The 13,755-nt window shown below is 68.6% G+C and carries 9 protein-coding genes and 2 rRNA genes; 3 read left to right on the top strand and 8 right to left on the bottom strand.

Annotated elements, in window-relative coordinates:
* Position 1 precedes the first annotated feature (1 nt).
* The 4 genes from EPD65_RS05120 to EPD65_RS05105 all read right to left on the bottom strand — a co-directional run bounded on the left by EPD65_RS05120 (position 2) and on the right by EPD65_RS05105 (position 4,560).
* Positions 2-1,288 carry a TadA family conjugal transfer-associated ATPase gene (locus tag EPD65_RS05120; RefSeq protein ID WP_131582096.1) on the bottom strand — a complete coding sequence of 429 codons (1,287 nt, stop codon included), beginning with the start codon at positions 1,286-1,288 and terminating at the stop codon, positions 2-4.
* 140 nt (positions 1,289-1,428) lie between these two features.
* Complete coding sequence (locus EPD65_RS05115; protein ID WP_243640453.1) at positions 1,429-2,646, bottom strand: mechanosensitive ion channel; 1,218 nt, start codon at positions 2,644-2,646, stop codon at positions 1,429-1,431.
* A 118-nt stretch (positions 2,647-2,764) separates the two neighbouring features.
* The gene (gene ligD, locus EPD65_RS05110; protein ID WP_131582095.1) at positions 2,765-3,670 is read right to left on the bottom strand and encodes a non-homologous end-joining DNA ligase; all 906 of its coding nucleotides are present in this window, start codon (positions 3,668-3,670) and stop codon (positions 2,765-2,767) included.
* On the bottom strand, positions 3,667-4,560 hold the full coding sequence (locus tag EPD65_RS05105) for an ATP-dependent DNA ligase (RefSeq protein ID WP_243640452.1): 894 nt from the start codon (positions 4,558-4,560) through the stop codon (positions 3,667-3,669). Before EPD65_RS05105 ends, ligD begins: the two co-directional genes overlap by 4 nt.
* A gap of 30 nt (positions 4,561-4,590) precedes the next feature.
* On the opposite strand from EPD65_RS05105, the gene ku reads away from it, so the two are divergent.
* Together ku and EPD65_RS05095 are read left to right on the top strand one after the other, a co-directional pair.
* Entirely contained in the window at positions 4,591-5,391 is an 801-nt protein-coding gene (gene ku / locus EPD65_RS05100; RefSeq protein ID WP_131582094.1) for a non-homologous end joining protein Ku, read from the top strand.
* 85 nt (positions 5,392-5,476) lie between these two features.
* Complete coding sequence (locus EPD65_RS05095) at positions 5,477-6,409, top strand: DMT family transporter (protein WP_207891417.1); 933 nt, start codon at positions 5,477-5,479, stop codon at positions 6,407-6,409.
* Here the strand turns inward: EPD65_RS05095 and EPD65_RS05090 are convergent.
* Both EPD65_RS05090 and EPD65_RS05085 read right to left on the bottom strand, forming a co-directional pair.
* A complete protein-coding gene (locus EPD65_RS05090) occupies positions 6,406-7,272 on the bottom strand; it encodes an SDR family NAD(P)-dependent oxidoreductase (RefSeq protein WP_131582092.1) in 867 nt (288 codons plus the stop codon). The genes EPD65_RS05095 and EPD65_RS05090 overlap by 4 nt on opposite strands.
* 31 nt (positions 7,273-7,303) lie before the next feature.
* Positions 7,304-12,070, bottom strand: a complete 4,767-nt coding sequence (locus EPD65_RS05085; RefSeq protein WP_243640450.1) for an NAD-glutamate dehydrogenase — start codon at positions 12,068-12,070, stop codon at positions 7,304-7,306.
* A 31-nt stretch (positions 12,071-12,101) separates the two neighbouring features.
* Between EPD65_RS05085 and EPD65_RS05080 the strand changes: the two genes are divergently transcribed.
* Entirely contained in the window at positions 12,102-12,596 is a 495-nt protein-coding gene (locus tag EPD65_RS05080) for a DUF2505 domain-containing protein (RefSeq protein WP_131582090.1), read from the top strand.
* Positions 12,597-12,725: 129 nt separating this feature from the next.
* On the opposite strand, the gene rrf is transcribed toward EPD65_RS05080, so the two are convergent.
* Positions 12,726-12,842 (bottom strand): 5S ribosomal RNA (rrf, locus tag EPD65_RS05075).
* 100 nt (positions 12,843-12,942) lie between these two features.
* Positions 12,943-13,755: ribosomal RNA gene (locus tag EPD65_RS05070) — 23S ribosomal RNA — on the bottom strand; the annotation flags it as partial.

Genomic DNA, 13,755 nt, shown 5'->3' with positions numbered 1-13,755 from the left:
GTCAGTGCCCCGCCAGCACGGCGTGCACGTCGATGCCGACGCGGGCGAAGCGCTCGAGGTGCGGCGGCATGCCGCCGGCATGGCGCAGCTCGACGTCGTCGCGGACGAACATCGGCTCCGTCTCGATCACGCCCTGCTCGATCCGGCCCGACACGGCGACGACCTCCTGCACCCGACGTACGCCGGAGTGGTCGATGCCGAGGTGCACCACGATGTCGATGCTGCTGGCGACGGCAGGCGTCACGAACCCTGAGTGCACGTTGGGACCCGCGAGCAACGGGAGCGCGGAGAGCTTGACGAGCGCATCACGCGCCGAGTTGGCGTGCACGGTGCACATGCCGGGCAAGCCGGAGTTGAGCGCCAGCAACATGTCGAGGCTCTCCTCGGCACGGACTTCACCGACGATAATCCGGCTCGGCCGCATACGCAGGGATTCCTTCACGAGGTCGCGCAGAGTGATCTCGCCCGTGCCCTCGAGCCCCGTCTGCCGGGTCTGCAACGCGACCCAGTCCGGGTGCGGAAAACGAAGCTCGAATACCTCCTCGGCAGACACGATCCGGTCGGTGCCGGGGATCGACGCCGCGAGGCAGTTGAGGAACGTCGTCTTCCCCGACTGCGTCGCTCCCGCCACCAGGATGTTGAGGCCGGCGCGCACGCTGGCTTCCAGGAATGTCGCAGCCCGCGGTGTGAGGCTGCCCAGCTCGACCAGGTCTGCCAGCCGCGTGGCGCGCAGCGCGTGCTTGCGGATGTTGACCGCACTGAACCCACGCGAGATCCCCTCCAGCACGACGTGGAGACGGTTGCCGTCCGGGAGCATGGCGTCGACGAACGGCTGGCTCATGTCGATGCGGCGGCCGCTGCTCTTCAGCATCCGCTCGATGAGCTCGTTGACCTCGGCGCGCGTGAGCACGGTGGAGGTCAGCTCGTGGCGGCCACGGCGGCTCACGAAGACCTCGGACGGCTTGTTGATCCAGATCTCCTCGACCTCGTCGTCCTCGAGGTAGGGCTGCAGCGCACCGAAGCCCGCCACCCGGGCAACCACCTCGGTGATGACGCGCGACGGGTCGACCACCCGCAGGACCTGACCGGTCAGGCTGCGCTCGTCGTGCAGACGGACGGCCTCCTCGGCCAGTCGGCGTACGGCGGTGGGCTCGTGCTGCGGGTCGACCCCTTCGGCGCGCACGCGCTCGCGCACCCGCTGGTCGATCTGCTCGACGAGCGCGCGATGCGCGCCCGGATCCGTTGCTGTCGACGCATCGGCGTCGTGGGTCGCGGCATACGCCACCATCGTCGATCCCCATCCCGAGTAGAGGTTCTCCTCTGGGGTTCTACGCCTTGGAAAGTGCCGTTGTCCACCACGCCGTCCACGCACCTGTGGAAATGCACGACGCCCCCGGGAGGACCCGGGGGCGCCACACATGCAGAAGGTCAGATCTGCGGACCGCCCTGGTTCTGCAGCTTTGCCAGCTGGCGCGCAGCAGCCTCGCGACCGCCCAGACCGAAGGCCAGCGCCGCGGCAGCAGCGCCACCGACGACCAGCGAGCCGAAGGCCAGGTTGATGATCGAGTCGGCCAGGCCCATGTACTTCAGGCCCATCGCTCCGAAGAGCACCAGCGTCGCGATGCGCACGATGTTTGCCGCACCCCCACCGACGAGCTTCGCGAGCACAGAGGACACCACGAAGCCGGCCGCGATGATCGCGCCGCCGAAGGCGACCTTGCCGCCGAGCGCCAGGATCTCCTGGAGGAAGCTCGTGATCTCCGGGAAGCCGAGCAGGCGCGTCGCCGCAACAGCGAAGACCAGCACGATCGCGACCTGGACGATCTTCGTGATCGCCGGGACGGCGCTCTTGCCGGCCGGGAGGACCTCCATCGACTGCAGGCCGCGGTCGATGCCGAGGCCGCCGAGCAGCTCGGACAGCAGCGACGTCACGAAGCCGGCAATCAGCACACCGATGCCGAGCAGCACGGCACCCGCGATGACGTTCGGGATCGCGTCCATGATCTTCTGCAGCATCTGCGTCGCCGGCTCCGAGATCGCCTGGATGTCCAGGATCTGCAGGGCCGAGATGGCGACGACCAGCATGATCATCGAGTAGATGACCAGGCCCAGCATCGAGATGATCGAGCGGGCCGACAGGCCACCCGCGGCCGGCGCCGGAGCGGCGTACCCGGGAGTGTCGGCGACTCCCGCCACCGTCTCAAGCTTGCGGCTGCCACTACCGAGCCACTTGTCGAACGGCACCGCACCGAGCGCGGTCTCGACCAGCTGGCGCACGATCTTCGCAAGGATCGCGCCGACGACGAAGACCAGGCCCGCGCCGATGATGTTCGGCAGGAAGGCGAAGACGCCGTTGAGCATGTTCTGGACCGGCGCCAGCACCTGGGTCAGGCCGAACAGCTGCAGGATCGCCATCAGGCCGAAGAGCCAGACCAGCAGGGAGGCGATCGAGCCCAGCGAGTTGCCGAGGCTCTGGCCGTCCGCACCTGCCTTCTGCAGCGCCGGCACCTTCGTGACGAGCTTGGCGAAGATCCGCGCGACGACCTTCGCGACGATCCACGTGATGATCAGGATCGCGAGCGCGATACCGACCTTCCCCAGCGTGCCGACCACGTCATAGCGGTCGTTGAATTCCTGAATATCCACGAGTTCTCCTAGCCCGAGTGAGAGCAGATTTCATTGGAAACCCTTACACACTGGTCTAGACCAGCGATAGGGCTCCGTCTCACCCCCGGCCAGACCCGCGCGGCGCACTCAGGACACTTCAGGCGAAGAGGTCACCCAAGTCGGCGACGCGCGCCAGCACCTCGGCGTACGTGAACTGGTCGAGGCCCAGCTCGTCGTTCGCACCCTCCTCGACCTCCGCCCAGGTGAGCGGCGTCGCCACCGTGGGCCGCTCCTTCCCCCGCAGGGAGTACGGCGCGACCGTGGTCTTCGAGCCCGAGTTCTGCGACCAGTCGAAGAAGACCTTCCCCGCACGCCGCGCCTTGGTCATCGTCGCGGTGACAAGCGTCGGGTGCGCTGCCTGGAGCTCCTCGGCAAGGTCCTTGGCCAGCGCCGTCGACTCGTCCGCGGAGAGTGACCCGTCCAGCGGGACGTAGAGGTGCAGGCCCTTCGAACCGCTCGTCACCGGCTTCGCCTCCAGGTCCCGCGAGGCGAGCAGCGACCGGGCCAGCAGGGCGACCTCGCAGCACTGCATCAGGCCGGCCCCGTCGCCGGGGTCAAGATCCACGACCAGCCGGTCGGGGTTGGACGGCACCCCCTCCAGGGAGACCTTCCACTGGTGCACGTGCAGCTCAAGCGAGGCCAGGTTGACGAGGTAGACGAGTGCCGCAAGGCCGTCTACGACGGGGAAGCGCAGCTCGCCCGACTCCCCCGACGCCGACCGCGAACCGGTGGTGGGCACCGACACCGTCTTCAGCCACGACGGCGCTCCGGCAGGAGCGTTCTTCTCGAAGAAGCTCTGCTTCGCGACGCCGTGCGGCCACCTGATCCGGGTCACGGCGCGGTCGGCGATGTGCGGCAGCAGCACCGGAGCGATCCGGACGTAGTAGTCGAGGATCTCCCCCTTCGTCGTGCCGGTCGCCGGGTAGAGCACCTTCGCGAGATTGCTGAGCGTGAGGCGGTGTCCGTCGACCTCGGTGACGACCTCCGTGCCGGCCGGGCTCACGACTGCGTCTCCAGGTCAGCGACCGTCAGGTCGTGGCGCACTCCCTGGTACGACGGCTGGCGCAGCCGCCCGTCGCCCGTCACGCCCAGCGACTCGATGTCGACGATGACCACGGGATCGACCCAGTGCGTGCCCAAGGCGTCCACCTTCGCCATCGGCGTGACGAAAGGACTCTCGTCGCGGCCGATGCCGGCCAGCAGCGGCAGCAGGGCGATGCCCGCGCGACCGGCGAGGCCACTGCCCACACGGCCCCGGAAGACCAGGCCCTCCGGCGTCGGCTCGCCGACGAGCAACGCGCCCAGCCGCGCGTCACTCCCCTTCTCGCCGCGCCATCCGCCGATGACCACGGACCGCCGCGGCCGGTGCGGGAACTTCAGCCAGTCGCGACTGCGCACCCCCGACCGGTACGGCGCCGAACGCAGCTTGGAGACGATCCCCTCGAGCCCCTGCTGCCGCGTCGCTTCGAGCAACATCTCCCCGTCGTCGTACGTCGGGGGGACCAGCCAGGCGTCGTCGCCGAGGTGGAGGGAGTCGAGCTCCGCGCGCCGGTCCTCCCACGGCAGCGGGGTCAGGTCGCGACCGTCGAGCTCGAGCAGGTCGAAGATGTAGAGCCGTGGAGATCCGCCGCGCTGCAGCGCACCGAAGGTGGGCCGACCGGCCTCGTCGGTGGCGGCGAGCTCCCCGTCGAGCACCATGGTGCGGCCGAGCCTCGCGAGTCCGGCCAGCTGCGGGACGTCGCGGGCGTTGCCGTTGCGCGACCACGCCTGCACCCCGTCGGGCCCGACGTGGACGATCACGCGGATGCCGTCCCACTTCACCTCGTGGACCCAGTCGGGTCCCACGGGCACACGGTCGCCCTTGGTGGCGAGCATCGGCGGCACGAACAGCATGCCGACCATCTTCTCGGATACCGTGAAGACATGCGCGCGATCTGGAAGGGGGCCGTCTCGTTCGGCCTCGTCAGCGTCCCGGTGAAGCTCTACTCCGCGACCGAGAGCCACGACGTGTCCTTCCGCCAGGTGCACGCCAAGGACGGCGGCCGGATCCGCTACCAGCGGATCTGCTCGCTCGACGGCGAGGAGGTTCCCTACGCCGACATCGCCAAGGGCTACGAGACCGAGGACGGCGAGATGGTCATCCTCAGCGATGACGACCTCCGTGAGCTGCCGGTGACGGCCAGCCGCGAGATCGCCGTCGAGAAGTTCGTGCCCAGCGAGCAGATCGACCCGCTGATGTTCGAGAAGAGCTACTACCTCGAGCCCGAGGCGACCGGCGCCAAGCCCTACGCGCTTCTGCGCCAGGCCCTGCAGGAGTCCGACCGCGTCGCGGTCGTCACGGTCGCCCTGCGCCAGCGCACGGCCCCCGCCGTTCTCCGCGTCCGCGAGACCGAGGCTGGCGACGTGATCGTGCTGCAGACGCTCATGTGGCCCGACGAGATCCGCACTCCGGACTTCTCCGTCGAGGTCGGCGAGGTCAAGGAGGCCGAGGTGACGATGGCACGCATGCTCGTCGAGACCCTGGCCGGCGACTTCGACCCGAGCGAGCTCGAGGACGACTACGCCGAGGCAGTCGAGGCCCTCGTCAAGGCCAAGATCGAGGGCGGCGAGGTGCAGCGCACCGAGACCTCCACGAAGTCCGCCGGCGAGGTCGTCGACCTGCTCGCGGCGCTGCAGCAGTCGGTCGAGGCCGCGAAGCAGGCGCGCGGCGAGAAGGCCGGCTGACCGGTCCGGTCACGGTCCGGCCACGATCCTCGAGGCGCCCGCAAAATCAGGTGACGCGTCAGCAAGCCACCGCCATGCTGACCAGGTGACCCCCGAGCAGCCTCCCCTCCGCGTCTGGCTCCCCTGGCTGGTCGGCCTCGCCGCGATCTGGGGCTGCAGCTTCCTCTTCATCAGCGTCGGCGTCCGCGAGCTCCACCCTGCGTACGTGACGCTCGGCCGCGTCTCGTCGGGTGCCGTCGCCGTGCTCGTGCTGATGGCGTTCGCCGGCCACCGCCTGCCGCGGGACCTGGTCACCTGGCTCCACCTCGCGGTACCCGGCCTGCTGATCGCGTTCGCGTTCACGCTCTTCGGGTTCGGCGAGCAGCGGATCCCCAGCCTGCTCGCCGGCATCTGGAACGGCACGACTCCGCTCGTCACGCTGCCCGCTGCCGTCCTCCTCTTCCGCACCGAACGCTTCTCGCTGGCGAAGGTCGTCGGCCTCGCCCTCGGCTTCAGCGGCACGCTCGTCGTCCTCGGCGCCTGGCAGGGGCTGCGCGGCAGCGGCTTCACCGGCCAGATGCTCTGCTTCGCGGCGGCCTCCTGCTACGGCATCGCCATCCCCTACCAGCAGCGGTACGTCGCGCCCCGCGTCGACTCCGATCTCGCGGTGAGTGCCGGTCAGCTGCTGTGGGCGACCGCCGCGCTGGCCGTCGTCGCTCCGCTGGTCGCCGGCGCACCGCCTGCCCCGTGGGACCTCTCCCCCGAGGTGCTCGGATCGGTGCTGGCGCTCGGCGCCATCGGCACCGGCGTCGCCCTGGCCATCCACGCGCGCAACATCCGCTGGGTCGGCGGCTCCACCGCGTCGTACGTGACCTACCTGAGTCCGCTTTTCGCGATCGTCGTGGGCATGGTCGTGCTCGGCGAGGAGCCGCACTGGTACCAGCCGGTCGGCGGCGCGGTCATCCTGCTCGGCGTCGCGATCGCACAGGGCAAGCTCCGGCTCGGACCGAAGCCGCTGCCGGTCATCGCCGAGGGTTAGGACTTCTTGCCGCGCGCCGCGGCGGAGTCCTTGAACACGCGGTGCGCCAGCGCCATCGCGAAGTCCGTCGCCCGGGGCGCGACGACGTTGGCGACCTCGACCAGGTCGGCCACGCGGGTGTTGACCGTCAGCGGCCGGTCCTCCAGTGCACGCACGACGCGGTCGGCGGCGTGCTCCGGCGTCTCGCCGTGCCCGCTGTACGCCTCGGTCGGCGCGACCATCGGGGTGCTGACCAGCGAGAACCGCATGTTCGTGAAGGTCACGTTGTCGAAGAAGGCCTCGCGACCGGCGATCCGCGAGAACGTGTCGAGCGCTGCCTTCGACGCGATGTACGGCGCGAACTTGGGCGCCTTGATCTGGATGCCCCAGGTGACGATGTTGACGACGTGGCCGAACTTCTGCGCCCGCATCGCCGGCAGCAGCCCCATGGTCAGCCGCACCGGCCCCATGTAGTTGATCGCCATCGTGCGCTCGATGTCGTGGAAGCGGTCATAGCTCAGGTCCAGCGACCGCCGGATCGACCGACCCGCGTTGTTGACCAGGTAGTCGACCGCCCCGTGACCGGCCAGGACGTCCTTGACCAGCTTGTCGATCGCATCGCCGTCGGTCAGGTCACAGGGGAAGACCTCCGCGACACCGCCCGCGTCCTCGATCTCCTCGCGGACGGCCTCGAGCTCCGCAGCACGACGGGCCACGAGCAGCACCCGAGCACCCTTGTCAGCGACGGCCAGCGCCGTCGCCCGCCCGATGCCGGACGACGCGCCAGTGATCAGCACCGTGCGACCAGCGAGCGGGCTGGGCAGGCCGGCCACCCGGCGTACGACGCGCGTGGCTGCGGCGCGGGGACCCTGGAAAAGCAGCATGCGTCCATCCTAACCTGACCGATCGGTCAGTTCACGTGACAAGGCCTCGCACCACACGCAGCCCCACCGCGACCCTCGCCAGGTCGGCGGCGTCGTCGGCGCAGATCTCCTCGAGCGTCCGCGCAGCCCGCTGCACGCGGCCGGCGTCCCGTTCCTCCCAGATCGCCACACGGAGAGGAGCCGGATCGTCGGGTGAGGTGGAGTGCAGCACCTGCTCGGTCAGCGCCGCATGCACGGAGTGCAGGTCATCGCGTACGGCAGCGCGAGCCAGTGCCTCCCAGCGGTCGCGACGCGGCAGCGCCAGCACCCGGCGTACGACGGAGGAGAGACCGAGCCGCTCCCCCAGCGCGAAGTGCACCCGGGCCACCTCGAGCGGATCGATCCGCTCCCGCTCGGCCGTCTCCACCACGCCGAGCAGCACGTACGCCGGCTGGAGCACCGCCACTCTCGTCGCCAGCGCCTCCTCGACCCCGTGGGCGAGCAGATCGTCCCGACGCGCCTCGAACGCCTCGCGCTCACGACCCCCGAGGATCGCGGGCAGGTCCTCCATCAGCCGCTGCACCGCCTCGCCGAAGTAGTCGACGATCTCCTCGCTGGCCAGGGGCGAGCGGCGATTGGTCACGAGCCATCGCGACGCGCGCTCGACGAGCGTGCGCATCTCGATGCGCATCGTCGTCTGGACGGTCGCATCGAGATGGTTGTCGTCCTCGCGGATGCGCTCGCGCAGGGCGAGGGAGCCGAAGATCTCGCGCGCCACGAAGTTGGCACGGGCCAGGTCGGACGCACTGGCCGACGTCTCCTCCGAGAGCCGGTGCCAGAAGGTGATGCCCGCGCCGTTGACCAGGTCGTTGACCACCTGGGTCACGATGATCTCGCGCCGCAGCGGGTGCCGGAGGATCCGCTGGCGGTACGCCTGCCGGACCTGCGATGGGAAGTAGGCGTAGAGATCGCTGCGGAGGAAGGGATCCTCCGGCAGCTCGGAGTCGAGCAACTCCCCCGCGAGCACGATCTTCGTCCACGAGAGCATGACCGCGAGCTCCGGCGCTGTCAGCCCCTCACCCTGGTCGAGTCGACGACGGACCTCCGCCGACGACGGCAGGCCTTCGAGCTCGCGGTCCACGGCACGGCGCCGCTCCAGCGACTCCAGCCATGCCTCGTGGACATGCAGCATCGCGGGCGCGCTGGCGAGCGCATTCGCGAGCGCCAGGTTCTGCTCGGAGTTGTCGCGCAGCACGAGTGCGGCGACCTCGTCGGTCATGGACGCGAGGAGGGCATTGCGCTGCTTGCCGGTCAGGTCGCCGTCGTCGACAGCCGCGTCGAGCAGGATCTTGAGGTTCACCTCGCGGTCGGAGGTGTCCACGCCAGCGGAGTTGTCGATGAAGTCCGTGTTGAGGCGGCCTCCCGCCGCGGCGTACTCGATCCGGCCGCGCTGGGTGAGGCCGAGGTTGCCGCCCTCGCCGACACAGCGCACCCGGAGGTCGGCGCCGTCGACCCGGATGGCGTCGTTGGCCTTGTCACCGACCTCGGCGTGCGTCTCGCTCGACCCCTTGACGTAGGTCCCGATGCCGCCGTTCCACAGCAGGTCGACAGGCGCCGCGAGGATCGCCCGGAGCAGCTCGTTGGGTGCGAGGAATCCGACCGCTGGATCGAGACCCAGCACCTCGGCCACCTCCGGCGAGATCGGCACCTGCTTGGCCTGGCGCGACCAGACCCCACCGCCAGCGGAGATCAGGGAGCGGTCGTAGTCCTGCCACGACGACCGCGGCAATGCGAAGAGACGCTCCCTCTCGTCGTACGCCGCGGCGGCGTCGGGCTGCGGGTCGAGGAAGATGTCGCGGTGGTCGAAGGCCGCGACCAGCCGCGCCGTACGGGTGCTGAGCAGCCCGTTGCCGAAGACGTCCCCCGACATGTCCCCGATGCCCACGCAGGTGAACTCCTCGGCCTGGCAGTCGATGCCCATCTCGCGGAAGTGTCGCTGCACCGAGACCCACGCGCCGCGCGCGGTGATCCCCATGGCCTTGTGGTCGTAGCCGGCGGAGCCGCCCGAGGCGAAGGCGTCACCGAGCCAGAAGCCGTAGCCCGCCGCCACCTCGTTGGCGATGTCGGAGAACGTCGCCGTCCCCTTGTCGGCTGCCACCACGAGGTAGGCGTCATCACCGTCGTGCCGTACGACGCGCGGCGGCGGCACGATCTCGCCGGCCACCATGTTGTCGGTGAGGTCGAGCAGGCCAGCGATGAACGTCCGGTAGCAGGCGATGCCTTCGGCCAGCCACGCCTCACGATCGGTGACGTCGGGCAGCCGCTTCGCGTAGAAGCCACCCTTGGCCCCTACCGGGACGATGACGGTGTTCTTCACCATCTGCGCCTTCACCAGGCCCAGCACCTCGGTGCGGAAGTCGTCGCGCCGGTCGGACCAGCGCAGGCCACCCCGCGCCACCGCCCCAAACCTCAGGTGCACGCCTTCGACCCGCGGTGAGTGCACGAAGATCTCGAACTGCGGCCGCGGAGCCGGCAGGTCCGGCACGCCGGAGGGATCGAGCTTCAGCGCCAGACAGGCCCGCGGACGTGCTTCACCGTCGACCATGAAGTGATTGGTCCGCAGCGTCGCCACGATCAGGGCGAGGTAGGACCGGAGGATCCGGTCATGGTCGAGCCGGACCACATCATCGAGGCCCGCGCTGATCTGGTCGCGCAGTCGCTCCTCGGCTGCGGCGCGCGCCTCAGGATCGGTGTCCGGGTCAAAGCGCGCCTCGAAGAGGTCGACCAGCAGCCGGGTCAGCGTGACGTTCTCGCGGAGTGCCTCCTCGATCGACTCCAGGCTGAACGGCGTGCCGGTCTGCTTGAGGTAGCGGGCATAGGCGCGCAGCACGGCAACCTGCCGCCAGCGCAGACATGCGCCGATCACCAGGGCGTTGAAGCCATCGACCTCGCACTCCCCCGCGAGGATGGCCCGGAGCAGCTCCTCGAGCGGGGCCAGGTCGGCATCATGCACCGGCGATGGCGCGCGTAGCCCGAACTCGTAGATCCACGTCGGACGCGCCAGGCCCTCGAGCTCGTGCGGTCGCTCGTCGACCACCTCGACGCCCAGCGACGCCAACATCGGGAGCGCAGCCGTCAGCGTGAGAGGCTCGCCCACCCGGTAGATCGAGAGCCTCACCTCGTCGGGCGCCGCATCCACCCGTTCCGAGATCGCGACATCTACCCCGGCGTCGCCGCCGATGGCCTCGATCCGGCGTACGTCGACGGCCGCCGCGCGCGGCGAGAACTCCTCGACGTACGCCGGCGGGAAGGCGCCCCGGTAGGCCCGCACCAACCGCGCCGCATCGGCCTCGCCGAACTCGACCGTCACCGCGCCGACGAAGTCGTCGGACCACGACCGTGCCGCTTCGACCAGCTCCCGCTCCAGCGCGGGCACGTCGACCTCGGGCACGGCGTCGGCGTTCTCCGGCCGGACGACGAAGTGGACCTGGGCGAGCGGGGACTCCCCCACGCGCGCGGAGTACTCGACCGTCGCAGCACCCAGCCGGTCCCGAAGGATCGCAGCGAACCGCTCACGCACCGAGGTGCTGTACCGGTCGCGCGGCACGTAGACCAGGCAGGTCAGGTAGCGCCGATAGGTGTCCGGCCGGACGAAGAGTCGCAACCGACGGCGTTCCCGCGCCTGCAGGACCGCCTCACCCACCTTCGCGAGCTCATCGACCGGCACCGTCAACAGCTCGTCACGCGGGTAGTCCTCGAGGATCTCGAGGAGCGCCTTGCCCGCGTGGCTGAGCGGGTCGAGCCCCGCCGCGGCCAGCACAGCGTCCGCCTTCTCCGACAGCAGCGGGATGCGCCGCAGCGACTCGGTGTACGCCGCCGAGGACCACAGCCCGAGGAACCGCCGCTCACCCGTGACCACACCGTCGTCGTCGAACCGCTTCACCCCCACGTAGTCGAGGTACGCCGACCGGTGCACCGTCGCCCGCGAGTTGGCCTTGGCGAGGACCAGCAGCGTCTGCTCGCGCGCATGTGCCCGCACATGGGGAGGCAGCCTGGCGAACGACGCCGCGGCACCGGCGCCGCTGCGCCCCCGGAGGATGCCGAGGCCCGAACCCTCGACGGGCTGCAGCGCGTCATCGTCGAGCAGGTCGTACTCGCGGTAACCCAGGAACGTGAAGTGGTCGTCCGCAAGCCAGCGAAGCAGGCCCGTGCCCTGCGAGACCTCCTCCTCCGGCAGGAGCGGCGGGCGAGCCTCGAGCTCGTCCGCCACCGCGAGCACGGTCGACCGCATCGCGGCCCAGTCGCGCACAGCGCTCCGGACATCAGCGAGCACAGCACTCACGTCCGCCTCGAACGCCGCCGCCACCTCGCGCCCCTCGGGGAGCCGATCGACCTCCACATGCATCCACGACTCGCGAATCCAGCCCTCCGCGGCCGGGACCCGCTCGTCCGCGGGCACCACGGACAGCAACGTCCCGTCAGCCGAACGCGTGACATCGAAGCGGGGGTGCACCACCAGGTGAACGTCGTGCCCGGCACGACCCAGCGCCATCAGCACCGAGTCGACCAGGAAGGGCATGTCCTCCGTGACCACCTCGAGGACAGTGTGGCCGTGCGCCTCCCAGCCCTGGACCGCAGCGCGAGGTGTGTGCACACGTACCGCCGAGCTGCCAGGCAGCCGCTGAGCCGCCAGCTTGCGATGGCTGGCCAGGGCACCGGCAAGGTCGTCAGGAACGCGGTCTGCAAGGTCTTCCGGCGCGATGTGGCGGAAGTAGGCCTGCAGCACGGGATCAGGTGTGCTGTCACGGGAGAGAGGCACATCCATCAACATAGCCCGCTAGGGTCGCGCCATGGCGAAGAGCATCCACGAGAACCTGACCTACCCGGGCACGACCGTCGACGCAGTCGCGGCGCTGGCGGTTGATCCGGCTTTCCGGGCGGCGGTGGCGTCGTACCAGCACGCACTGCGCAGCAGCCTGGCCGTCACCCCGACCGCCAACGGCAACAGCGTGACGTTCGAATACGTACATGGCACCGACCGCGTGCCGTCCTTCGCAAAGAAGCTCGTCGGCGACGAGATCCCGATCGTGCAGCAGGAGACCTGGCGCGGTGACCGCGCCGACGTCCTGATCACGATCGCCGGCAAGCCCGGTGACATGAAGGGGACCATCACCCTTGCCCAGCAGGGCGACGACGTGGTGCAGACCGTCGACCTGACGGTCAAAGTCGGCATTCCCCTCATCGGGGGAAAGATCGAGGACCTCATCGCCGGCCTGCTCACCAAGGCAGCACGCGCCGAGAACAAGGTCGGCGTGAAGTGGCTTGCTGGCGAGTGGCAGGACTGAACAACCTCGCGAAATGCATCGACCGCCCGTCTCCTCACCGGAGGCGGGCGGTCGTTCATTTGCACGGATCACGAGGCCCTCAAATGGCCAAAGGGGCACCACAATGTGGTGCCCCTTTGGGGAAAATTTGTCCGGCGACGTCCTACTCTCCCACAACCTCCCGGTTGCAGTACCATCGGCGCTGTCAGGCTTAACTTCCGGGTTCGGAATGGAGCCGGGTGTTTCCCTGACGCTATGGCCGCCGAAACTCTATGGAGTTAGATCACCAACTCGCAAAGCTTCTGGGCTTTGGACTTGGTTCCCGACCGTAACTCGGGAACCACACAGTGGACGCGCAACATCTTTGAGGGACAAGCCCTCGGCCTATTAGTACCGGTCGGCTGGGCATTACTGCTGTACACCTCCGGCCTATCAACCCAGTCATCTACTGGGGGCCTTACCCGGTTAACCCGGTGGGAAACCTCATCTTGAAACGTGCTTCCCGCTTAGATGCATTCAGCGGTTATCACTTCCGAACGTAGCCAACCAGCCGTGCTCCTGGCGGAACAACTGGCACACCAGAGGTTCGTCCATCCCGGTCCTCTCGTACTAGGGACAGCCTTTCTCAAGTTTCCTGCGCGCGCGGCGGATAGGGACCGAACTGTCTCACGACGTTCTAAACCCAGCTCGCGTGCCGCTTTAATGGGCGAACAGCCCAACCCTTGGGACCTACTCCAGCCCCAGGATGCGACGAGCCGACATCGAGGTGCCAAACCATCCCGTCGATATGGACTCTTGGGGAAGATCAGCCTGTTATCCCCGGGGTACCTTTTATCCGTTGAGCGACGCCGCTTCCACATGCCAGCGCCGGATCACTAGTTCCGACTTTCGTCCCTGCTCGAGCTGTCACTCTCACAGTCAAGCTCCCTTGTGCACTTACACTCGAAACCTGATTGCCAACCAGGCTGAGGGAACCTTTGAGCGCCTCCGTTACATTTTAGGAGGCAACCGCCCCAGTTAAACTACCCATCAGGCACTGTCCCTGATCCAGATAATGGACCTAGGTTAGACATCTAGTACGACCAGAGTGGTATTTCAACGTTGACTCCACACTAACTGGCGTTAATGCTTCACAGTCTCCCACCTATCCTACACAAGCCGAACCAAACACCAATACCAA

The organism is Nocardioides jejuensis (assembly GCF_004337475.1).
Lineage (GTDB): Bacteria > Actinomycetota > Actinomycetes > Propionibacteriales > Nocardioidaceae > Nocardioides > Nocardioides jejuensis.
Note: the sequence above shows the minus strand (reverse complement) of the source record. Positions and strands in the feature narration are given on the sequence as shown.

Coding starts and splice junctions, on each gene's coding strand:
- EPD65_RS05120 (WP_131582096.1), bottom strand. CDS start 1,288: ATGGTGGCGTATGCCGCGACCCACGACGCCGATGCGTCGACAGCAACG.
- EPD65_RS05080 (WP_131582090.1), top strand. CDS start 12,102: ATGGCGAAGAGCATCCACGAGAACCTGACCTACCCGGGCACGACCGTC.
- ku (WP_131582094.1), top strand. CDS start 4,591: ATGCGCGCGATCTGGAAGGGGGCCGTCTCGTTCGGCCTCGTCAGCGTC.
- EPD65_RS05090 (WP_131582092.1), bottom strand. CDS start 7,272: ATGCTGCTTTTCCAGGGTCCCCGCGCCGCAGCCACGCGCGTCGTACGC.
- EPD65_RS05105 (WP_243640452.1), bottom strand. CDS start 4,560: ATGCTGTTCGTGCCGCCGATGCTCGCCACCAAGGGCGACCGTGTGCCC.